Origin of the sequence: Corynebacterium sp. HMSC064H12, assembly GCF_001809925.1 — a bacterium.
Lineage (GTDB): Bacteria > Actinomycetota > Actinomycetes > Mycobacteriales > Mycobacteriaceae > Corynebacterium > Corynebacterium jeikeium_D.
Window position 1 is genome coordinate 128,506 of the sequence record NZ_KV799341.1, and the last position, 21,219, is coordinate 149,724.

The following is a 21,219-nucleotide window of genomic DNA, read 5'->3' on the forward strand; positions in this document are numbered from 1 at the left end:
CCTTACTTGAGCTTGTTCCACAGCCACGTAGATATGAGTGCCTCGACGAACGCGACCTGCGAATTATCCGCCGCGCCCGCGTGCCCGCCCTCTGTGTTTTCGTGATAGTCCACCGGCTGTCCCGCTTCCTCCAGCAGCCACGCCAGGCTCCGCGCATGCGCTGGGTGGACGCGGTCGTCCCTGGTAGACGTCGTAATCAACGCTGGTGGGTAGGCGCGCTGCTCTCGCTTGACGACGCGCTGGACCGGCGAATACTGCGCAATCGCAGCCCGCTCGGTGGGGTCGTCCGGGTTTCCATATTCGGCCATCCAGGAGGCTCCCGCGGACAGCTTGTGATAGCGCATCATGTCCGCCAGTGGCACCTGGGACACCACTGCGCCCACCAACTCCGGGTAGGAGGTTAGGCAGACAGCGGTCAGCAGCCCGCCGTTGGAACCACCGCGCACGCCCAGCTGCTCGCGCGTGCAGTAGCCGCGTTCAACCAGGTCGCGCAGCACGGCCTGATGATCCTCATAGACCCTCATCCGCTCAGTCTTGACCACCGAGGAGTGCCAGGTCGGGCCGAATTCGCCACCGCCACGCAGGTTGGCCTCCACGAAGTATCCGCCCCGCTCGAGCCAGGTCAGGCCACGAATCGCCGAGTACTGCGGGACCAGTGAGACCTCGAAACCGCCGTAGGCGTGCACGAGGGTAGGGGCTGGGTTCGGAGTGGGCGTGGCTGTGGTTGTCTCTGCACTAGCGCCTGTGTCAGCACTTGCACCAGCGCCCGCGCTGAAGCGGCCGGTGATGCGATACGGAATCCGTGTGCCATCGGCCGAAGTCGCCCAGTGCTGCCGCGTCTCCATCCCCTCACTGTCGAAGAGCGCCGGAGCACGCCGCACTTCCGTGAGCGGGCTGCCGACCTGCCCGTACCAGAGGGTTGCCGGCTGCGTTGCCGAGGTCGAAACCAACCAGATCTCATCGTCGCGTTCAGAGGCTGTATCAATCACGCTCACAGTAGCTTGCGCAGGTAACTCGCCGAAAGCCTCCACCGGCTCCCACGAGCCCTCCCGCAACACGACCAACTTCGTCGCCACATCCTCCAACAGCGTCAACACCAGGAAGTTCTTCGTCCACGCCAGCTGCTGGAACGAGGTGTGCGCATCAGGGGTGAAAATCACCTCCACCTCACGCGAGCCCGCCAGCCACTTTTCGAGCTCCACAACGGCCACGCCACCAGCCGGAATGCCATTGAACTCCGTGCGCGGCATCAGCACCAGCCACTGCCTATGGACACTCGTGCGACAGTCCTGCGGTACCTCCAGGATCTGCAGGGAAAAGTCCCCATTCTGCTGCGCCGCCAACTTGCCCGGACGCTCCGCTGCCACGAACCGCTGCGAATTATAAAAATCATGCGCACGCTCGACAAACAGCCGCTCAAAACCCTCCGTCGCGTCGAACCAGCCGCCCACGGCCACATCATCACTGTGGCCTGAGAAAATCACATCCGCGCTTGACGACGGCATGCCGCGCCGCCACCGACGCACCTGCCGCGGGTAGCCCGAATCCGTCAGTGACCCCGGACCAAAGTCACTGCCAACGAGAATTTCGTCACGACCCAACCAACAGACATCGGACTTCGCCTCCGGGAGGTAGAACGGCTCATCCTCCACAAAAGTGCAGTTGACGAGGTCAAACTCCCGCACCATAGTGGCATCGGCGCCGCCGCGAGAGAGCAGAATCAACGCGCGGTCATACTCCGGATAACGGCACACCGTGCCCTTCCAGACCCAGTTTTCTCCCTCGGCTTTCGCCAGCGCATCGAGGTCGATGAGAGTTTCCCACTCGGTCGCCTGCGGATCTTCCTGGCCAGCCAGATAGCTCTGCAACGAGGTGCGCCGCCACAGGCCCCGCGGATGCTCGGCATCCCGCCAGAAGTTATAGAGGTACTCGCCGCGCCGCACCGGGTATGCGATCCGGGCATCGGTGTTGAGCGCAGCCAGGATGCGTTGTTCCAGGTTGGTGCGGTCGCTGGTGTCGTCGGCAAGCGAATCGACACCTGCGACGGTGGCCTTCGACTGCGCGCGAGCCCACGCCAGCGCCTGGGAGCCGTCGATATCGTCCAGCCAATCGGGGACAAGATCAGTGGAGAGGAAGGAGAAATCGTTGCCCAAGTCGGTGTCCGTGTCGGTGCCCATGCCCACCACCGTAGCCGACCGCAGTAGGTAAAACCGGGACTCGCGCGTGAAGTAAAGACAAGTCGTGCGTAGACTTGTGCACGTGGCTGAACATTTTGATCTTGTAGTACTCGGCGGCGGTCCTGGCGGATACGTCGCAGCAATCCGTGCATCCCAGCTGGGTCTGAAGACCGCTGTGGTGGAGAAGCAATACTGGGGCGGTGTCTGCCTCAACGTTGGCTGTATTCCATCCAAGTCTCTGTTGAAGAACGCCGAGGTGGCGCACATTTTCAACCATGAGGCTAAGACCTTCGGTATCTCCGGCGATGTCTCCTTTGACTTCGGTGCCGCACACGCGCGTTCGCGCAAGGTGTCCGCGGGCATCGTCAAGGGCGTTCATTTCCTGATGAAGAAGAACAAGATCACCGAAATCAACGGTTTCGGTGAATTCACCGGCCCGACCTCCATGGCCATCACTGATGGCGATGACAAGGGCAAGGAAATTACCTTCGACAAGGCGATTATTGCAACCGGCTCTGTCGTCCGTTCCCTGCCGGGCGTTGAGGTCGGCGGCAACATCGTTTCCTACGAAGAGCAGATTCTCTCCGACGAGCTGCCGGACTCCATGGTTATCGTCGGTGCTGGCGCCATCGGTATGGAGTTCGCATACGTCTTGGCTAACTACGGCGTGGATGTCACCATCGTCGAGTTCATGGACAACGTTCTGCCGAACGAGGACGCAGACGTCTCCAAGGTTATTGCCAAGGAATACAAGAAGCTGGGCGTCAAGCTCATGACCGGGCACAAGACCACCTCCATCGTGGACAATGGTGACTCGGTTGAGGTCAAGGTCGAGGCCAAGGATGGTGGCGACGAGCAGACTCTGACCGTCGACCGCGTTATGGTCTCCATCGGCTTCGCACCGCGCACCGAGGGCATCGGCCTGGACAAGGCCGGTGTTGAGCTGGGCGAGCGCGGCGAGATTGTCATCGACGAGTACATGCGCACCAACGTCGACAACATCTACGCCATCGGCGACGTCACCATGAAGCTGCAGCTGGCACACGTCGCTGAGGCACAGGGCGTTATCGCAGCTGAGCACATGGTGGGTCACGAGACCGAGACCATCCCGGACTACAACATGATGCCGCGCGCAACCTTCTGTAACCCGCAGGTTGGTTCCTTCGGTAAGACCGAGGCGCAGGCCAAGAAGTGGGCAGAGGAGAACGGCCGCGAGATTAAGGTCTCCACCTTCCCGTTCTCTGCAAACGGTAAGGCCCAGGGTCTGGCGGAGCCGGCTGGTTTCGTGAAGCTCATTGCAGATGCCGAATACGGCGAGCTGCTGGGTGGCCACATGGTGGGCGCCAACGTTTCCGAGCTCATGCCGCAGCTGGTCCTGGCTGAGAAGTACGAGCTGACCACTGAGGAAATCGGCCGCGCCGTCCACATTCACCCGACCATGTCCGAGGCTATGAAGGAAGCAGCTGAGGGCGTTATGGGCAAGATGATCAACCTGTAAGAGGTTGTGGCTTTGGCCTGGGGCCAGTTTTCGCTGGTCCTGGCTCTCACCGGGCTGGTCCCGGCTCAGGCAGATACGAGTTAGTGCTTAAGTTTATGACAGTTTGACCGTGAAAATCGGTGCGAAAGTGTCATAAACTTAAGCACTTTCTTTTTGGGGTCTTCCTTTTTTGGGGCATCCTGCGCGAACCAAGCCCCCCGCAAACAGGCCGGCCCTGCGCCCGTCGTAAAGCGAACTAGTACGGCGAGACGGTGGAGCGGTGCATGTTGATGTCGATATCGCGATGGATCGGCGGGAACGCGCGCTGCGGACAGGCCTCGCGGGAGCAGACCCTGCAGCCGGCACCGATTGGAGTGGCGGCGTCGAGGTCCGCGAGATCGAGACCATCGGCGTACACGGTGCGCTCAGCGTGACGGGCCTCGCAGCCCAAACCGATGGCAAAAACCTTACCTGGCTTGCCGAAACGTGCCGCGTGATGCTCCACGGTCCGCGAGATCCACATGTACGGCCGACCATCCGGCATGAGCGCGACCTGCCGCATGACTTTGCCGGGGTAGGAGAAAGTCTCGTAGACGTTCCACAGCGGGCAGGTACCGCCCGAATGCGTGAAGTGGAAGCCCGTGGCGGATTGACGTTTGGACATGTTGCCCGCGCGGTCGACGCGCACGAATGTCCACGGGATGCCGCGCAAGCTGGGGCGTTGCATCGTGGACAATCGGTGGCAGATGGTCTCGTAGCCGACACCGTAAGTGCGCGACAACAGCTCGATGTCGTAGCGCTTCGACTCAGCCATCGCATGGAACGACTCATACGGCAGAATCAGCGCCGCCGCGTAATACGTCGCGACTCCGCGCTGCGCCAGCTTCCGCGACTCCTCCGACATGAAATGCCCGGACGCGACGGCCTCGGAAATGGTCTCGCCCTGCTCCAAAAACCCCAGCTCCGTGGCCATGCGGAAGGCCCGCTGTCCCGGCGAGAGGTGCCGCGCGAGGTAGAGCGTCTTCGTCCGCCGATCAAGGCTGTGCTGCACATCGCCTAACGACGATTCCAGCGCAATCCGAATCCCATGGTCGTTGGACAGCCTGTCGGCCAGCACAGAGACCACATCGGTGGTCTCGTCGGTGATGCGCAGCTCGCGGGCCAGCTCCTCAGCGGCGGTGTCGACCGAAGCGATGTAGTTCTGGCGGGCGTAGAAGTAGTCGCGGACCTCCTCATGAGGCATGGTCAGCGCCTGTGAACCGGAGGCGGTGTCGGTGCTGTTGCCGAAGTTGCGCTCCTCGGTGGCCAGAGAGAGTTTGTCCGTGACGTTGCGGTAGCGGCGGTGAATGTCCACCATGATGCGGGCGATATCAGGGTGGTCGCGAACCATTTCCGAGATCTCCTGCAGATCCATGGGAGACTTAGCGATCTCCTTGTCCATTACCACGTCCTGGACCTCAGCGAGGAGGCGGGAGTCGTCATCTCGGGAGAAGAAAGTCGCGTCAACGCCGAATGTGTCCGTGATGCGGAGCAGCACGGGCACAGTCAGCGGGCGGACGTCGTGCTCAATCTGGTTGACGTAACTAGCCGAGAGGCCCAACGCCTGTGCGAGCGCAGCCTGGCTGAGGTCGCGCTCGCGGCGTAGCTGGCGGAGGCGGGATCCGACATAGGTTTTCGACATACTGCCCAGCATATCGCGGGCTTTGCTGAACTTGTGTAGAAAACCGTTGCAACCTTTGCTTACGTGTGTAGGTGCTGAGGTTCTCAGGCACGCTTCACGACGGCCCGGAGTCGACACGTCGATGAACACACAAAAACACCCAGCGAGGGCTGTAAGTGCAACCCTCGCTGGGTGTTGAAGTTAGGTCCTTGACCTAAGCCCTAAGTCGAGTGACTTAGAACTGACCCTCCTCGGTGGAGCCCTTCAGGGCGGTGGTGGAGGAGTTCGGGTCGACGGTGGTGGCGATGCGGTCGAAGTAGCCAGCGCCAACCTCGCGCTGGTGCTTGACAGCGGTGAAGCCGCGCTTCTCGGCAGCCTCGAACTCGCGGTTCTGCAGGTCGACGAATGCGGACATCTGCTCGCGAGCGTAGCCGTAAGCCAGGTCGAACATGCCGTAGTTCAGGGCGTGGAAGCCAGCCAGGGTGATGAACTGGAACTTGAAGCCCATCTTGCCCAGCTCGTTCTGGAACTTGGCGATCTCGTCCTTCTCGAGGTGAGCGGACCAGTTGAAGGACGGGGAGCAGTTGTAAGCCAGGAGCTGGTCCGGGTACTCAGCCTTGACGCCCTCAGCGAACTTCTTAGCCAGCTCGAGGTCCGGAGTACCGGTCTCCATCCAGATCATGTCAGCGTACGGAGCGTAGGACTTTGCACGCTCGATGCACGGCTCCAGGCCGTTCTGGACGTGGTAGAAGCCCTCGGAGGTGCGGTCACCGGTGATGAACTTCTGGTCGCGCTCATCAACATCGGAGGTGATGAGGGTAGCGGCCTCAGCGTCGGTGCGGGCGATGATGACGGTCGGGGTGTTGGAGACGTCAGCAGCCAGGCGAGCAGAGGTCAGGGTGCGGATGTGCTGCTGGGTCGGGATCAGGACCTTGCCGCCCAGGTGGCCACACTTCTTCTCAGAAGCGAGCTGGTCCTCCCAGTGGGTACCAGCGGCACCAGCGTTGATCATAGCCTTCTGCAGCTCGTAGACGTTCAGAGCGCCACCGAAGCCAGCCTCACCGTCAGCGACGATTGGCAGCAGCCAGTTGTCGACGGAGTCGTCGCCCTCGATACGAGCGATCTCGTCTGCGCGGAGCAGAGCGTTGTTGATGCGGCGAACGACGTTCGGCACGGAGTTGGCCGGGTACAGGGACTGGTCCGGGTAGGTGTGGCCGGAGAGGTTAGCGTCACCAGCAACCTGCCAACCGGAGAGGTAGACAGCCTTCAGGCCAGCGCGAGCCTGCTGAACGGCCATGTTACCGGTCAGTGCGCCCAGAGCGTTGATGTAGGAGTCGTCCTTAACGTTGACGCCTTCCCACAGGATCTCAGCGCCGCGGCGAGCGAGGGTGTTCTCCTCGACGACGGAGCCCTGGAGCTCAGCAACCTGCTCAGCGGTGTAGTCGCGGGTGATACCTTCCCAGCGCGGGTTCTCGTCCCAATCCTTCTGGATTTCGGCGGCGGTACGTGCCTTACCAACGTTAGACATAAACGGAGTCACTTCCTTTTGCTTGCTTTTTGAACTCCGGGTGCTGACTTAAGAACAATTCCGACAGAACCGATCTACAGGCTGACCCGATAGTGACCGCGGTGTCACGTGAATGCAGGGGGCGCTAGCAGAGTGCTGTACCCCTGCACGCAAACACGCGAACAAAAACAATGTCCGCTTCCGCGTGCCATGTCTCACATTTTGGGGCATAGCGCTACGTTCGTCAAGCAGCTTCCGATGTGAATTCAAGTATGTAATACGGATAACACTTGTGAAGATTGCAAACATTGTGATGTGTAGCTTGGCTTTAACAATTTTCGCCTGTGACCGGCCGGTACATTTGTACTGTTATTTCCCTATGGCGGGCTCGCGAATAATGTTCCCCCCGCTTTGGGGTGATTTATATTTTGGTATTTATCAAAGCTGGCCGTTAACAGTGTTTGGGGTTTAGGGGGTGTTTCGCTACCCCCGAAATTACGGCCGTAAAGGTGGAAACGGGCTTCTAAATACACTGCCGTTACACCGTCAGTACCCCGCCGGAGCATCCCTGGGTAGTGGCCAGGGTCTCGGTTGTCATCTCGCTTTTATGGTCTGGTTTGAAGGCGGAGGCTGTAGCGACGTGATTGGTCGCTGGCCGTTGATACGCAGGTCGCAATAGTAAATGTCTGTGAGGCGTGACACTTTCCCATTGTGTGTGGTGTTCTGTGGCTGGAGGAAAGAGTGCCGGGGATGCTGCAGTCAATGCGGGTGGGGGAGGGCTGGTTGTGGCGTCAGGATTGAATGCCCGAATGGTCATTGGGGAGGGGTGGGGTCTGTTCGCAGGGTGCTCGTCGTAAAGCGAATGAAATGGCAAATGTGAGCGGCGCTATACCGGGCTGGCGGTTGGCGGTTATGGAAAAAGACGGTTCATAAGTGCGCCGAATCACATACAGTAGGGGAACAACGCATCCAGTGTGGGCCGCTGACGTGGCCATGGCTGGATGGGCAAATTGCAATCAATAGTTTTGAGGAGAGCAATGGCACAGCGTATTTCGGCAGGTGGAATGCAGGTCGCGAAGGTTCTTTACGACTTCGTTAATGACACCGCACTCCCCGCCGCCGGCATTGAGGACAAGGACGCGTTCTGGAACGGCTTCGGTGACATTGTCGCTAAGTACACTCCGCGCAACCGCGAGCTGCTGGCCAAGCGCGATGAGCTGCAGGAAAAGCTCGACGCTTGGTACAAGGAACACCCGGGCGAGCAGAATCAGGATGAGTACGTCGCATTCCTGAAGGAAATTGGCTACCTCGTTGACAACCCGGGTGACTTCCAGGTCACCACCGCTAACGTCGACACCGAGATCACTTCCACCGCTGGCCCGCAGCTGGTTGTGCCGGTCCTCAACGCCCGTTTCGCCATCAACGCTGCGAACGCACGCTGGGGCTCGCTTTACGACGCGCTGTACGGCACCAACGCTATTCCTGAAGATGGCGGTGCGGAGAAGGACACCCCGGGCTACAACAAGGTCCGCGGTGACCGCGTTATCGCATGGGGTCGTAACTTCCTGGACAAGGCTCTGCCGCTGGTCGACGGTTCCCACGCGGACGTCACCTCTTACGACATCGTCGACGGTCACCTGCAGGCAACCCTGGAAGGCGGCGCTACCTCCGGTCTGCGCGAGCCGGAGACCCTGGTCGGCTACACCGGTGACAAGGACGCGCCGGAGTCCATTTACTTCAAGCACAACGGTCTGCACATCCAGCTGCTGATTGACCCGGAGTCCCCGGTTGGCAAGACTGACAAGGCTGGCGTCAAGGACATCATCCTGGAAGCCGCTGTCACCAACATCATGGACCTCGAGGACTCTGTCGCCGCAGTTGACGCTGCTGACAAGACCCTGGGTTACACCAACTGGCTGGGCCTGAACGTCGGTGACCTCGCAGTCGAGTTCACCCGTGGCGGCAAGAAGCTGTCCCGTACCATCAACGACGACCGCACCTACACCGCTCTTGACGGTTCCGAGGTCACCCTGCACGGTCGTTCCCTGAACCTGGTCCGTAACGTCGGCCACCTGATGCAGAACCCGGCCATCCTCGCCCGCGACGGCGAGGAGATTTTCGAGGGCATCATGGATGCCGTCGTCACCGCTGTGTGTGCAATCCCGGGCCTGGACCAGGACAACGCACGTAAGAACTCCCGTACCGGTTCGATCTACATCGTGAAGCCGAAGCAGCACGGCCCGGATGAGGCTGCATTCACCAACGAGCTGTTCGCAGACGTTGAGAAGCTGCTGGGTCTCCCGCACAACACCCTGAAGGTCGGCCTGATGGACGAGGAGCGTCGTACCTCCGTCAACCTGGACGCCGCCATCAAGGCTGTTTCCGAGCGTGTCGTCTTCATTAACACCGGCTTCATGGACCGCACTGGTGATGAGATCCACACCTCCATCCAGGCTGGTCCGATGTTCCGCAAGGCTGTTCAGAAGACCGCTCCGTGGATGCTGGCTTACGAGGACAACAACGTCGACTCCGGCCTGGCACACGGCCTGCAGGGCAAGGCTCAGATCGGTAAGGGCATGTGGGCTATGACCGAGCAGATGGCTGAGCTGCTGGAGCAGAAGATTGGTCAGCCGAAGCAGGGTGCTTCCACCGCGTGGGTTCCGTCCCCGACCGGTGGTGTGCTGCACGCTACCCACTACCACGAGGTTGACGTCTTCGGCGTTCAGGACAAGCTGCTTACCGACGGTCGCCGCGACACCTTCGGTGATCTGCTCACCATCCCGGTAGCGGCAGCTAAGGCTGGTGAGCCGGGCGCTGACTGGTCCGATGAGGACAAGGCTAACGAGCTGGACAACAACTGCCAGTCCATCCTGGGTTACGTTATCCGCTGGGTTGAGCAGGGTGTTGGCTGCTCCAAGGTGCCGGACATCAACGATGTTGACCTGATGGAGGACCGCGCTACCCTGCGTATTTCCTCCCAGACTCTGGCTAACTGGCTGCTGCACGGTGTTGTCACCGAGGAGCAGATCATCGATTCGCTTCAGCGTATGGCCGAGGTCGTTGACCGCCAGAACGAGGGCGATGAGGCGTACCTGCCGATGGCCCCGGACTTCGACAAGTCCATCGGTTTCCAGGCTGCCAAGGAGCTCATCCTCGACGGTGTCAACCAGCCGTCCGGTTACACCGAGCCGATCCTGCACCGCCGTCGCCTGGAGTTCAAGAAGCGCGAGGGCATCGACCAGGATTAATTCTGGGTCAGGCTGCGGCTGCCGAGCCTGAAATAACAAAATAGCTACCCAAACTGCCGGTGTGTAGGTGGTATTGGCAAACCTCTGATGCCAATTCCGCGTGCGCGTCGGCAGTTTTATTTGTCGGTGCGGGGTGGGCTTGTGCTGGGAACGCACGCGTTGGGTGCCCCATGGTGGAAACATGCGATGCCCTCCGCCGAGATACCCGGGTTCACAAGCGGGGTAGGGGCAACGTTGCTAGCGTTGATTGAGAAGTTAATTGCGAATATGCAGTCTGTAACGTCCAAGGAGCTGCGACCCCCATGACTAATTCCACGACCGACAGTGCTACCAACCTTGCCAAGGCCAAAGAATTCCTCCATAGCGCGGGCGCAATCCTCTTTGACCTCGACGGGGTAATTACCCCTACCGCCGATGTGCACGAGCAGGCGTGGGCGGACATGTTTAGCGACTACTTTGAGCACAAGGGTGTCTCGGCCTACACAGAGGAAGACTACTTCACCTACCTCGATGGCCGCCGCCGGGATGAGGGTATTGCAGCAATTCTGGAATCTCGCGGCATCTCGCTGCCACACGGTAGCGATGAGGACACAGCGAAAGACGAGACGATTGTGGGGCTCGGGAAGCGCAAGAATGACGACTTCCTGGCGCGAGTCGAGAAGGGAATTGAGGCCTACCCGGGGTCGGTTGCGCTGCTCGACGAGTTGCAGGGCGCGGGGGACTCGTCGGCAAGCGAAAAACCGCAGTTGGCGGTGGTTAGCTCGTCGAAGAACGCGGTGCCGGTGCTGACGGCCGCTGGGCTGCGTGAGCGGTTCGTGGAGATTGTTGACGGCGTGGTGGCGCACGAGAACAACCTGCCGGGTAAGCCAGCCGCCGATACTTTCGTGTACGCGGCTGAGAATCTGGGGGTGGCACCGCGCGATGCTGTGGTGGTCGAGGATGCCATCAGCGGTGTGCAAGCGGGTGCAGCCGGCGCATTTGGTCTGGTCATTGGTGTTGACCGCGGTGCTGGCGCAGAAGCGCTGCGCCGAGCGGGTGCCGACATTGTGGTCAGTGATTTGGCGGAACTCGTCTAGGCTGGCTCGAGACAAATGGCTGAGAGAAAACCGGAAGGCATCATGGCCAACGATTCAACCACAGCAGCAGCCGACGAGACCGAGCGTGTGATTCCGCAGGTGCAGGGTCACGACGCGGAGACCGCCGAGGCTGAAAAACAGGAGGAGACGGTGTCCCCAGTTCGTCGTAAGCAGCGTCGTAACTTCCCGGCGGGTCGTGCGGATAAGCACCACCACCTGGTGAATGCCGAGGGACTCATGGACCGAGACATCACTCCGGTCGATGAGTGGCGTCTGATTGAGACGAAGCCGAACGGCCTTCCGCTCGGTTTGGGCGAGACGCTGTTTGCGCTGTCGAACGGGTACATCGGCATGCGTGGCAACCCGCCGGAGGGCCGTGACTCCAGTGAACACGGCACTTATATCAACGGTCTGCATGAGACATGGCCGATTAGGCACGCCGAGGACGCCTACGGCCTAGCCCGCCAGGGGCAGACGATTGCCAACGCTCCGGACGCCAAGGCAATGCGTCTCTACATTGACGATGAGCCCCTGCGTCTCGGCAATGCTGAGGTCAGCGACTACGAACGTAGCCTGGATTTCCGCGAGGGTGTGCTGCGTCGTCGGTTCATTTGGCGCACCCCGGGTGGCAAGCGCGTTCGCGTCACCTCTGAGCGCATGGTGTCTTTCCAGGAAAAGCATGTCGCCGCGATGAGTCTGGAAGTCGAACTGCTGGATGCGGATGCTGCGGTGATGATTAACTCGCAGATCCTCAACCGCCAGGACGGCGAGGACGAATACCACGATGCCGCCAAGGCGCAGGGCACTGAACTGGATCCCCGTCGCGCCGAGGCGCTGGAAGACCGCGTTCTCATTCCGGCATTTCAGTCGGAATCGGCGCACGGGCAGCGCTCGACGCTGGGCTACCGCTGCGCGAACTCCGGTATGACCGTGGCTACCTCCATGGACCACACCTTTACTGTCCGCACTCCCGACGGCACGGAGCCGTTCGTAGAGATTTCGCAGTCGACCGAGCCGGATGTGGCCAGCTCCCTGTTCAACCTGGATGCGCCAGTCGGCACTGTCATACGCCTGGAGAAGCTGGTCGCGTACCACTCCTCCCGTAAGGTGCGTGCTGAAGAGCTGGCATTCCGCTGTGAACGCACCCTGAACCGCGTCGGTCGCATCGGCATGCTGGGGCTGATGGAGAACCAGGAGGAGTGGCTCGAACGCTTCTGGGAGCGCTCTGACGTGGTCATTTACAATCAGCCGGAGATTCAGCAGGCAGTGCGCTGGAACATTTGGCAGATTATCCAGGCCGCCGCCCGCGCCGAATTCCAAGGCGTCCCGGCCAAGGGAATGACCGGCACCGGCTACGGCGGCCACTACTTATGGGACACGGAAATCTACGTGACCCCATTCCTTACCTATACGTCGCCGCAATTCTCGCGCAATGCCATGCGTTTCCGCTGGGACATGCTCGAAGCCGCGTGGGCGCGTGCCGACGAACTGGCGCACGACGGTGCCCTCTTCCCGTGGCGCACTATCAATGGTCAGGAGTCCTCGGCCTACTTTGAGGCCGGCACGGCGCAGTACCACATCGATGCGGACATCGTGTACGCGATGATGAAGTACGTCTATGCCTCCGGCGATGAGGAGTTCCTGCTCAAGGAGGGCACGGATCTGTTGCTCGGCACGGCCAGGTTTTGGATGTCGTTGGGATTCTTCGATGCCGAGCAGCGAGAGTTCCAAATTCACAGCGTCACCGGTCCAGATGAGTACAACACGGTGGTGAACAACAACCTGTACACCAACGTGATGGCGCAGTATAACCTGCGGGTTGCTGCGGACGTCGTCAAGCAGATGAAGCGCGATCGCCCTGCTGCCTATCGCGAACTGACCAACCGCTTCGACCTCACCGAGCGCGAGGTTGAAGAATGGGAGCAGGCTGCTGAGGCGATGTACATCCCGTTCGATGAGAAGCTCGGCATTCACCCTCAGGATGACCAATTCCTACTGCGTAAGCGCTGGAATCTCGACGATCCCGAGGTCGGACCCCTGCGTCCGTTGCTGCTGCATTACCACCCGCTGACGATTTACCGTCACCAGGTCATTAAGCAGGCGGACGTCGTCCTCGCACTGTTCCTCATGGGCAATCGCTTTACGACGGAACAAAAGCGCGCAGACTACATGTATTACGATCCGCTCACCACTGGTGATTCCTCGCTGTCCGCCGTTGTGCAGTCCATTGTTGCGGCCGAGTTGGGCTTGCAGGAGCAGGCAATGGATTTCTTCCTCCGCGGACTCTATGTGGACCTGGCGAACTTGCATGGCAACGCTGCCGATGGTGTCCACGTGGCATCTGCCGGTGGTGTGTGGCAGTCCCTGGTCTATGGCTTCGGTGGTTTCCGCGATCATGACGGCCGCTACAGTATTGACCCGCGTCTGCCGGAGGACTGGAGTGGTCTGACGTACCGAGTCACTATTCGTGGTTGTCGTATCCGAGTGACGGTGCGCGGCCGCACGGTGGAAGTCGTCCTGGAGGAGGGAGACCACCAGGTTGGGCCGATTATGGTCGCAGGCCATGAGGTGATCATTGGCCCGGAGCCGTTGACCGTGGTGATGGCGAACCCGGATCAGGGCGAGGATTAGTCGGACGGCTTCGGCCGTACCGGTGCCAATGGGGGGATTGCCTGTTGGGGGTGGCTGTTTGGGCCTTTGGGGAATTCGGCAGGGGTAAAAATAAAGAATTTCGCAACATAATTATTGAGTATTAAATCCGTCCACCTGAGAAAAGTGGGCGGTTTTCTATTTTCGTGCTATTTATGTTGCGTTATTAGTCGGTTTGGGCGGGTGAAAAATCGGCAAAAGTCGGGGTAGGCGCGTTTTTATGGTGGGGGAGAGGGTTTATGCAGCGACGACCTCAGAAGTGGCTAAAATGCGATAACCTGAGAAAAGGCGGAGAAAAGACCTAGGTAACCTGTGAAAATCCCCACCCAAAAGGGGGAAAAATGTTTACCAGGCGCTGTGTGACTTTAGAGTGAATATGACACTGGAGGTGCCATGACTGTTAAAAGTTCAAACCGTGACGCAATCGCGCACGGCAAAATTAATGTAGAACCGCTGCGCGAGCAGCCTAAATACCCTTCATGGGCTCTGAAGCTGACCATGGCCGTCACTGGCGTGCTGTTTGGCCTCTTCGTTATTGTCCACATGCTGGGTAACCTGAAGATTTTCGCTGGCGAGGAAGACTTCAACGCATACGCGACCTTCCTACGCACTGTCGGTGCTCCGGCAGTTCCGAACGAGGGCATTCTGTGGATTTTCCGCATTGTCCTGCTGGTAGCTATTGTCCTGCACATTTTCGGTGGCCTCACCCTGGCTGCACGTGCAAAGCAGTCCCGCGGCAAGTTCCGCCGTCAGGGCATGGTGTCCAGCTGGAACACCTTTACTGCACGTTCGATGGTGATCACCGGCATCGTGCTGCTGGCCTTCATCATCTTCCACCTGCTGGACCTGACCATCGGTGCTGGCGTTTCTCCGTCTTCTTTCGAGCACGGTGAGGCATACCAGAACGTGGTTGCGTCCTTCTCGCGTCCGGGTGTTGTTGTTTGGTACATCATTGCTCAGCTCGCTCTGCTGCTGCACCTGTCCCACGGTCTGTGGACCGCTACTTCCGACCTCGGTATCACCGGTAAGCGCTGGCGCAAGGTTCTGCTGTTCCTGTCCGGCCTGCTGCCGCTGCTGGTTGTTGTCGGCAACATCTTCATCCCAGTCGCCGTCCTGACCGGTCTGGTCTCGTAGGTCGAGGAGGAAATTTACTATGACTAACACTGAAGCAACCGTCGCTGCGGACTTCCGCGCGCCGGAAAGCGCTGTCGACGGGGTCAAGATCGGCAAGGTTCTGTCCGATAACTCCCCGGGTGACAAGGTCTCCATGAAGGACCACTGGCAGTACCAGAAGGATCACGCCAACCTGGTTTCGCCGCTGAACCGTCGTAAGTTCCGCGTCATGGTCGTCGGTACCGGCCTGGCTGGCGGCGCTGCCGCTGCTGCCCTCGGTGAGCTCGGCTACGACGTGCAGGTTTTCACCTACCACGACGCTCCGCGCCGTGCGCACTCCATTGCTGCACAGGGTGGTGTCAACTCCGCTCGCGGTAAGAAGGTCGACAACGACGGCGCTTACCGCCACGTCAAGGACACCGTTAAGGGCGGCGACTACCGCTGCCGCGAGAACGACTGCTGGCGTCTGGCTGTCGAGTCCGTCCGCGTCATCGACCACCTGAATGCAATTGGTGCTCCGTTCGCTCGCGAGTACGGCGGTACCCTGGCAACCCGTTCTTTCGGTGGTGTGCAGGTCTCCCGTACGTACTACACCCGTGGTCAGACGGGTCAGCAGCTGCAGCTGTCGACTACCTCGGCTCTGCAGCGTCAGATTGGTCTCGGCAACGTCGAGATCTTCACCCACAACGAGCTGGTTGACATCATCGTCGCCGACGGCCGTTGCCAGGGTGCCATCATGCGTAACCTCATCAATGGTGAGCTGACCGTTCACACTGCTCACGCAGTTATTCTGGCTACCGGCGGTTACGGCAACGTCTACCACATGTCCACGCTGGCCAAGAACTCCAACGCTTCGGCCATCATGCGTGCATACGACCAGGGTGCTTACTTCGCATCCCCGTCCTTCATCCAGTTCCACCCGACCGGTCTTCCGGTTAACGCGCACTGGCAGTCGAAGACCATTCTGATGTCCGAGTCCCTGCGTAACGACGCACGTATTTGGACCCCGAAGAAGAAGGGCGACGAGCGCCCGGCCAACGACATCCCGGAGGACGAGCGCGACTACTTCCTGGAGCGTCGCTACCCGGCATTCGGTAACCTCGTCCCGCGTGACGTCGCTTCCCGTGCCAACTCTCAGCAGATTAACGCCGGCTACGGTGTTGGTCCGCTGAAGAACTCCGTCTACCTGGATCTGCGTGACGCAATTGAGCGCCTGGGCCAGCCGGTCATCAAGGAACGCTACTCGAACCTGATTCAGATGTACGAAGAGGCAATCGGTGAGGACCCGTACAAGGTTCCGATGCGTATTGCTCCGACCTGCCACTTCACCATGGGTGGTCTGTGGTCTGACTTCAACCAGATGACCTCCATCCCGGGTCTGTTCACCGGTGGCGAGGCATCCTGGACCTACCACGGTGCAAACCGTCTTGGTGCAAACTCCCTGCTGTCCGGTTCGGTCGACGGTTGGTTCACCCTGCCGTTCACCATTCCGAACTACCTTGGCCCGCTGCTCGGTACCGACCGCCTGGCTGAGGATGCCCCGGAGGCCAAGGAAGCACTGGACCGCGCTCAGGCTCGCCTGGACAAGCTGATGAGCATCCAGGGTAAGCACGGCGCTGAGTACTTCCACCGTCAGCTCGGTGAGATTCTCTACCGCGACTGTGGTGTGGCTCGTAACAAGGAAGACCTGGCTCGCGGTATCGAGGAGATCCGCGAACTGCGTAAGGCATTCTGGTCTGACCTTTTCATCCCGGGTGAGCCGAACGAGATGAACCAGCAGCTCGAGTACGCTAACCGCGTTGCTGACTACATCGACCTCGGTGAGCTCATGTGTGTCGACGCCCTCGACCGCGATGAGTCCTGCGGTGCTCACTACCGCGATGACCACATCTCCGAAGATGGCGAGGCAGAGCGCGATGACGCTAACTGGTGCTTCGTTTCCGCATGGGAGCGAGGCAACAATGGTCCTGCATGGGATCAGTCCGGTCACGAATTCATTCGCCACGCCGAGCCGCTCACCTTCGAAGCCGTCCCGCTCATGACAAGGAACTACAAGTAATGAAACTGCACCTTGAAATCTGGCGCCAAGCAGGTCCGAACGTCGAGGGACACTTTGAATCCGTTGACGTTGACGACGCCGTCGCAGAGATGTCGATCCTGGAGCTGCTTGACCACGTCAACTCCAAGTACGTCGAGTCCGGCAAGGAGCCGTTCGCGTTCGCATCTGACTGCCGTGAGGGTATCTGTGGTACCTGTGGTCTGAACGTCAACGGTCGTCCGCACGGCCCGGGCCAGAACACCCCGACCTGTCAGCAGCGTCTGCACCAGTTCAGCGATGGTGACACCCTGAAGATCGAGCCGATGCGCTCCGCCGCATACCCGGTCATCAAGGACATGGTCGTTGACCGCTCCGCTCTGGACCGTGTCCTCGAGCAGGGTGGCTACGTCTCCATCAACGCTGGTACCGCTCCGGATGCAGATACTCTGCACCTGAACCACGAGACCGCTGAGTTCGCACTTGACCACGCAGCCTGCATCGGCTGTGGTGCTTGTGTGGCAGCTTGCCCGAACGGTGCTGCACACCTGTTCACCGGCGCAAAGCTGGTTCACCTCTCCCTGGTCCCGCTGGGTAAGGAAGAGCGTGGCAAGCGTGCTCGCAAGATGGTTGACGAGGTCGAAGGCACCTTCGGTCCGTGCTCCCTCTATGGTGAATGTGCTGATGTCTGCCCGGCCGGTATCCCGCTGACTGCGGTTGCCGCCGTTACCAAGGAACGAGCTCGTTCGTTCTTCCGCGGTAAGGACGACTAAACTCTTTCTCGATTAGAGTTTTCCAGAAGGGACATAGATTATGGCGAATGCAGTCAAGCGTTACCAGGGCGAAGAGCACTTCGTCGACGGTTACGTGCCTCAGAGCATGAATGCCGAATACTCCTCGCTTCACAAGAGCATTACCTGGATTGGCATGGGACTCATGCTCGCCTCTCTGGCGGCTTGGGGCACCTTCATTTTCGGTCTCGCAACGACCGTTTTTGCCGACCAGACTGCTGCCTCTCACAGCAACGGTTTCCTGGCTAAGGATGCCGCCAACTACACCGACTACACCGGTGGTTGGAACTTCGACGGCAGCGTGTTCATGTGGGCTGGCCTGGTAGTCGGACTGGTTATGGTTATTGCGGGTCTGGCCTGCATCTCCATCGGTCGTCGTGACTACAAGGCTTACCGAAAGGAATTCGGCACTCACCACTAAAGGCTTGCCCCAGTTTAAAGGGGCTCGCCTCTAGGCGGATGCAACGCTAGCCTTTTGAACTAGCACCTCCACAGTTGATGCCACTGTGCACAGTGCGCTGGGGTAGGGAAGTATTGAGAAGTACCTCTCTCACCAACAGCGGACTGCGGCGCGGTGGCATTTTCGCGTTTTCGGCGCCTAATCTATACACATGGATAACAACCCCGCTAAGCTCCCGGCAGCTGTAGATACGGTCTCGGACCGTCTCGAAGTTCCCGGGCCATCACCAGAGGTTGAGGCGGAAAAACGTGCGCAACTGCGTAAGGCTAAGGCCTTCGCTACGATGCTGCTGGTCATCGCAACCGCTGTGTATTTCACATGCCGCGGTATTGAGTCTTCACACTTATCCGCAGGCGAAGTTGTGCCCGCGTGGGTGGGCTACGTTCGCGCTGCTTCTGAGGCTGGCATGGTCGGTGCCCTCGCCGACTGGTTCGCAGTCGTAGCTCTGTTCCGCCACCCGCTCGGCATTCCTATCCCACACACCGCTATCGTCCGTCGCAAGAAGGACCAGGTCGGTGAGTCCCTGGCGCAGTTCGTCGGTGATAACTTCCTGAACCCCGCTTTGATTGTGGACAAGGTGCGTAAGGCCGAGATTCCTGAGCGTATCGGCGAATGGCTGGTAGCGCCGGGAAACGCCGACAAAGTGTCCGCAGAGGTCGGTAAGTTCACCGGAAATGTGCTGGAGGCGATTAATCCTGACGATGCCGCCGCAGTGCTGAAGTCAGCAGTCATCGACGAAGTTGCAGCCCCGGAGTGGGGGCCACCAGCGGGTAAGGTTCTCGAGCAGCTGATCGAAGAAGGGCGCACCGAGCCTGTTGTCCAGCAGATGGCTGAGTGGCTGCACCGGAAGTCGCTGGGCTCGCAGAATCTTATCGACCGCCTCGTCGGAGAGCGCGCCCCCTCCTGGGCACCGAGCTTTGTCAACGATCTCATCGGCGACAAGGTCTATCGCGAGCTGGTTGATTGGACCTGGCAGGTGCAGCATGACCCTAAGCACGACGCGCGCCTGGCGCTCCACCGCTTCCTCACGCAGCTCGCCGTTGATTTGCAGAACGACGAGAAGACCATCGCCAAGGTCGAAGAAATTAAGACTGACATTATTTCGTCCGCCGCTGTCACACAGGCACCGGCAAAGATTTGGGCATCGACATCCGCAAAGCTTGTCGACGCTGCCCGCGACCCGGACTCCCTGCTCCGTCGGAAGGTCTCGGAAACGGCCGCCCGCTACGGCGAGCGGATCCAGTCCGATCCTGAGTTGCGCAAACGAATGGACCGCCGTCTGGAAGCGGCTGTCGTCTTCATCGCTGAGAACTACGCGGGCGAGATTACCTCGATCATTTCCGAGACCGTCGAGCGTTGGGACGCCGATGAGGCTTCCGACAAGATTGAACTGATGGTCGGTCGCGATCTGCAGTTCATTCGCGTTAACGGCACTGTTGTCGGATCACTGGCCGGTTTGGCTATTTACACCCTGTCGACCTTGGTGTTTGGGGCTATTTAGCAGCACAACCCAGCACATCAGACCGTGTGCGTTAGCATGTAAAAAGCAATGCATCCCTGTTAAAGGAGTTGTTCCCCCGGTGCGCCTGTTACCATCTTTGCCCAGTCTTGCGGATTCGCCGCTGATGGCAATTTCCGTCTATGTGGACGTCCTGTTTCAGTTCGCCATTCCGTTTGTCATCGGCATCTTGGCGCTAATCGGTGCGGTGCTTGTCATCACCACCCGCGCGGATGCCTTTGACGCTGCAGACCGCAAGAGCCGCAACGTCTGGGCCGGCATGCTGGTCGGTTCGGCTATCTTCCTACTCCTGCCGTGGCTGGGCTGGGCAATGCTGGGCATCCCGCTGATTGCCGGACTAGTCATCACGGGGATTTACTGGTTGGATGTTCGCCCACAGATCAAGGACATTTTGTCGAACGCACAGGGCGGTTATTAGTCCCGGGCGGGTGTTAGTCCAGGGCGGGTGTTAGCCCGCACAACTGAGAAAGTGTCTGGGTTTATGACAGTTTCTGGGTGAAAAACCCGGTGATTTTGTCATAAACCCAGACACTTTCTTTCTGGGGGAGGGGATAGGGATAGGTCTGGCTCCCCGAAAACCTACTGGAACGCCCCGAAAACCTACTGGAACACCACGGTGCGGTTGCCGTAGACCTGCACACGATCCTCCAGGTGCCAGCGCAAACCGCGGGCGAGGACCTGCTTCTCCGCATCGCGACCCTCACGCTGCATGTCCGCAGCGGTGTACTTGTGGGAGACACGCATGACGTCCTGCTCAATAATCGGGCCGTCGTCGAGGTCCTCAGTGGCGTAGTGGCAGGTGGCACCGATGAGCTTCACACCACGTCGATAAGCCTGCAGGTACGGGCGCGCGCCCATGAACGACGGCAGGAAGCTGTGGTGGATATTGATCGCGCGGCCTTCCCACTTTTCGCACAGATCCGGCGGCAGAATCTGCATGAAACGTGCGAGCACGATGGCATCCGGGTTTTCGGCGTCGACGATCTCGGCGACCTCATCGAATGCCTTACGCTTTCCGACGGCATCCTTGGGGAAGGGCACGTGGTGGAAGGGAATGTCATACGCTGCGACCAGTGGCTCCAGATCGCGGTGGTTACCAATTACTGCAGCGATTTCCATCGGATAGTCGGACTGTGCGACGCGGCCGAGCAGATCCTGCAGGCAGTGGCCTTCCTTGGTCACCAGGATGACAGCGCGCTTCGGGACAGCGTTGTCGGTGACCTTCCAGCGGACCTCAGGGCCCCAATCACCGACGAGCTCAGCGAACTTCTCGCGCAGCTCTTCTACCGTCAGGTCGAGAGCGTCGGCGCGGACCGCCTGGCGAGTGAAAAACCATCCGGTCTCCGGGTCGGAGAAGAAGTCCGCCTCGGTAATCCACGCACCAATGTCGGACAGGAAGGTCGACAGGGTGGAAACGATACCGGTACGGTCTGGACAGCCGAGCGAGAAGATGTACTGGCGCTCGGTGGGAGTACCGCTGTTTGCGGTGATGAGAGAGCGAGTCATT

14 protein-coding genes are annotated in these 21,219 nt (G+C 59.8%); 10 read left to right on the plus strand and 4 right to left on the minus strand.

Annotated elements, in window-relative coordinates:
* Positions 1 to 2: 2 nt before the first annotated feature.
* A complete protein-coding gene (locus tag HMPREF2681_RS05510; RefSeq protein WP_083301597.1) occupies positions 3 to 2,177 on the minus strand; it encodes a prolyl oligopeptidase family serine peptidase in 2,175 nt (724 codons plus the stop codon).
* Between the two features lie 82 nt (positions 2,178 to 2,259).
* Between HMPREF2681_RS05510 and lpdA the strand changes: the two genes are divergently transcribed.
* Entirely contained in the window at positions 2,260 to 3,675 is a 1,416-nt protein-coding gene (gene lpdA, locus HMPREF2681_RS05515; RefSeq protein WP_070546388.1) for a dihydrolipoyl dehydrogenase, read from the plus strand.
* A gap of 235 nt (positions 3,676 to 3,910) precedes the next feature.
* Here the strand turns inward: lpdA and ramB are convergent, their stop codons facing one another.
* Entirely contained in the window at positions 3,911 to 5,335 is a 1,425-nt protein-coding gene (gene ramB, locus HMPREF2681_RS05520) for an acetate metabolism transcriptional regulator RamB (protein WP_038629316.1), read from the minus strand.
* A gap of 214 nt (positions 5,336 to 5,549) precedes the next feature.
* Entirely contained in the window at positions 5,550 to 6,842 is a 1,293-nt protein-coding gene (gene aceA, locus HMPREF2681_RS05525) for an isocitrate lyase (protein ID WP_016421960.1), read from the minus strand.
* Between the two features lie 1,016 nt (positions 6,843 to 7,858).
* Here aceA and HMPREF2681_RS05530 point away from each other — a divergent pair.
* The 9 genes from HMPREF2681_RS05530 (at position 7,859) to HMPREF2681_RS05570 (ending at position 20,130) form a co-directional block, all read left to right on the plus strand.
* Entirely contained in the window at positions 7,859 to 10,069 is a 2,211-nt protein-coding gene (locus HMPREF2681_RS05530) for a malate synthase G (protein WP_070546355.1), read from the plus strand.
* Positions 10,070 to 10,371: 302 nt separating this feature from the next.
* The gene (locus HMPREF2681_RS05535; RefSeq protein WP_038627507.1) at positions 10,372 to 11,145 is read left to right on the plus strand and encodes an HAD family hydrolase; all 774 of its coding nucleotides are present in this window, start codon (positions 10,372 to 10,374) and stop codon (positions 11,143 to 11,145) included.
* Between the two features lie 15 nt (positions 11,146 to 11,160).
* Positions 11,161 to 13,776 (plus strand): glycoside hydrolase family 65 protein, encoded by a 2,616-nt coding sequence (locus HMPREF2681_RS05540; protein WP_070546356.1) that lies wholly within the window; start codon positions 11,161 to 11,163, stop codon positions 13,774 to 13,776.
* Between the two features lie 411 nt (positions 13,777 to 14,187).
* Positions 14,188 to 14,928: a succinate dehydrogenase cytochrome b subunit gene (locus tag HMPREF2681_RS05545; RefSeq protein ID WP_016421964.1), complete on the plus strand. Its 741-nt coding sequence runs from the start codon at positions 14,188 to 14,190 to the stop codon at positions 14,926 to 14,928.
* Between the two features lie 19 nt (positions 14,929 to 14,947).
* The gene (locus HMPREF2681_RS05550; RefSeq protein ID WP_016421965.1) at positions 14,948 to 16,966 is read left to right on the plus strand and encodes a fumarate reductase/succinate dehydrogenase flavoprotein subunit; all 2,019 of its coding nucleotides are present in this window, start codon (positions 14,948 to 14,950) and stop codon (positions 16,964 to 16,966) included.
* Complete coding sequence (locus tag HMPREF2681_RS05555; RefSeq protein ID WP_016421966.1) at positions 16,966 to 17,715, plus strand: succinate dehydrogenase/fumarate reductase iron-sulfur subunit; 750 nt, start codon at positions 16,966 to 16,968, stop codon at positions 17,713 to 17,715. Before HMPREF2681_RS05550 ends, HMPREF2681_RS05555 begins: the two co-directional genes overlap by 1 nt.
* Positions 17,716 to 17,755: 40 nt before the next feature.
* Positions 17,756 to 18,154 carry a hypothetical protein gene (locus HMPREF2681_RS05560; protein ID WP_016421967.1) on the plus strand — a complete coding sequence of 133 codons (399 nt, stop codon included), beginning with the start codon at positions 17,756 to 17,758 and terminating at the stop codon, positions 18,152 to 18,154.
* A gap of 190 nt (positions 18,155 to 18,344) precedes the next feature.
* Positions 18,345 to 19,694: a DUF445 domain-containing protein gene (locus HMPREF2681_RS05565; protein ID WP_070546358.1), complete on the plus strand. Its 1,350-nt coding sequence runs from the start codon at positions 18,345 to 18,347 to the stop codon at positions 19,692 to 19,694.
* 79 nt (positions 19,695 to 19,773) lie between these two features.
* Positions 19,774 to 20,130 carry a DUF2516 family protein gene (locus HMPREF2681_RS05570; RefSeq protein ID WP_016421969.1) on the plus strand — a complete coding sequence of 119 codons (357 nt, stop codon included), beginning with the start codon at positions 19,774 to 19,776 and terminating at the stop codon, positions 20,128 to 20,130.
* Between the two features lie 182 nt (positions 20,131 to 20,312).
* Here the strand turns inward: HMPREF2681_RS05570 and purU are convergent, their stop codons facing one another.
* On the minus strand, positions 20,313 to 21,218 hold the full coding sequence (gene purU / locus HMPREF2681_RS05575; protein WP_016421970.1) for a formyltetrahydrofolate deformylase: 906 nt from the start codon (positions 21,216 to 21,218) through the stop codon (positions 20,313 to 20,315).
* Position 21,219: the final 1 nt, after the last annotated feature.

Coding starts and splice junctions, on each gene's coding strand:
- purU (WP_016421970.1), bottom strand. CDS start 21,218: ATGACTCGCTCTCTCATCACCGCAAACAGCGGTACTCCCACCGAGCGC.
- HMPREF2681_RS05535 (WP_038627507.1), top strand. CDS start 10,372: ATGACTAATTCCACGACCGACAGTGCTACCAACCTTGCCAAGGCCAAA.
- HMPREF2681_RS05530 (WP_070546355.1), top strand. CDS start 7,859: ATGGCACAGCGTATTTCGGCAGGTGGAATGCAGGTCGCGAAGGTTCTT.
- HMPREF2681_RS05510 (WP_083301597.1), bottom strand. CDS start 2,177: ATGGGCACCGACACGGACACCGACTTGGGCAACGATTTCTCCTTCCTC.
- HMPREF2681_RS05555 (WP_016421966.1), top strand. CDS start 16,966: ATGAAACTGCACCTTGAAATCTGGCGCCAAGCAGGTCCGAACGTCGAG.
- HMPREF2681_RS05545 (WP_016421964.1), top strand. CDS start 14,188: ATGACTGTTAAAAGTTCAAACCGTGACGCAATCGCGCACGGCAAAATT.
- HMPREF2681_RS05550 (WP_016421965.1), top strand. CDS start 14,948: ATGACTAACACTGAAGCAACCGTCGCTGCGGACTTCCGCGCGCCGGAA.
- ramB (WP_038629316.1), bottom strand. CDS start 5,335: ATGTCGAAAACCTATGTCGGATCCCGCCTCCGCCAGCTACGCCGCGAG.
- HMPREF2681_RS05560 (WP_016421967.1), top strand. CDS start 17,756: ATGGCGAATGCAGTCAAGCGTTACCAGGGCGAAGAGCACTTCGTCGAC.
- aceA (WP_016421960.1), bottom strand. CDS start 6,842: ATGTCTAACGTTGGTAAGGCACGTACCGCCGCCGAAATCCAGAAGGAT.
- HMPREF2681_RS05565 (WP_070546358.1), top strand. CDS start 18,345: ATGGATAACAACCCCGCTAAGCTCCCGGCAGCTGTAGATACGGTCTCG.
- HMPREF2681_RS05540 (WP_070546356.1), top strand. CDS start 11,161: ATGGCTGAGAGAAAACCGGAAGGCATCATGGCCAACGATTCAACCACA.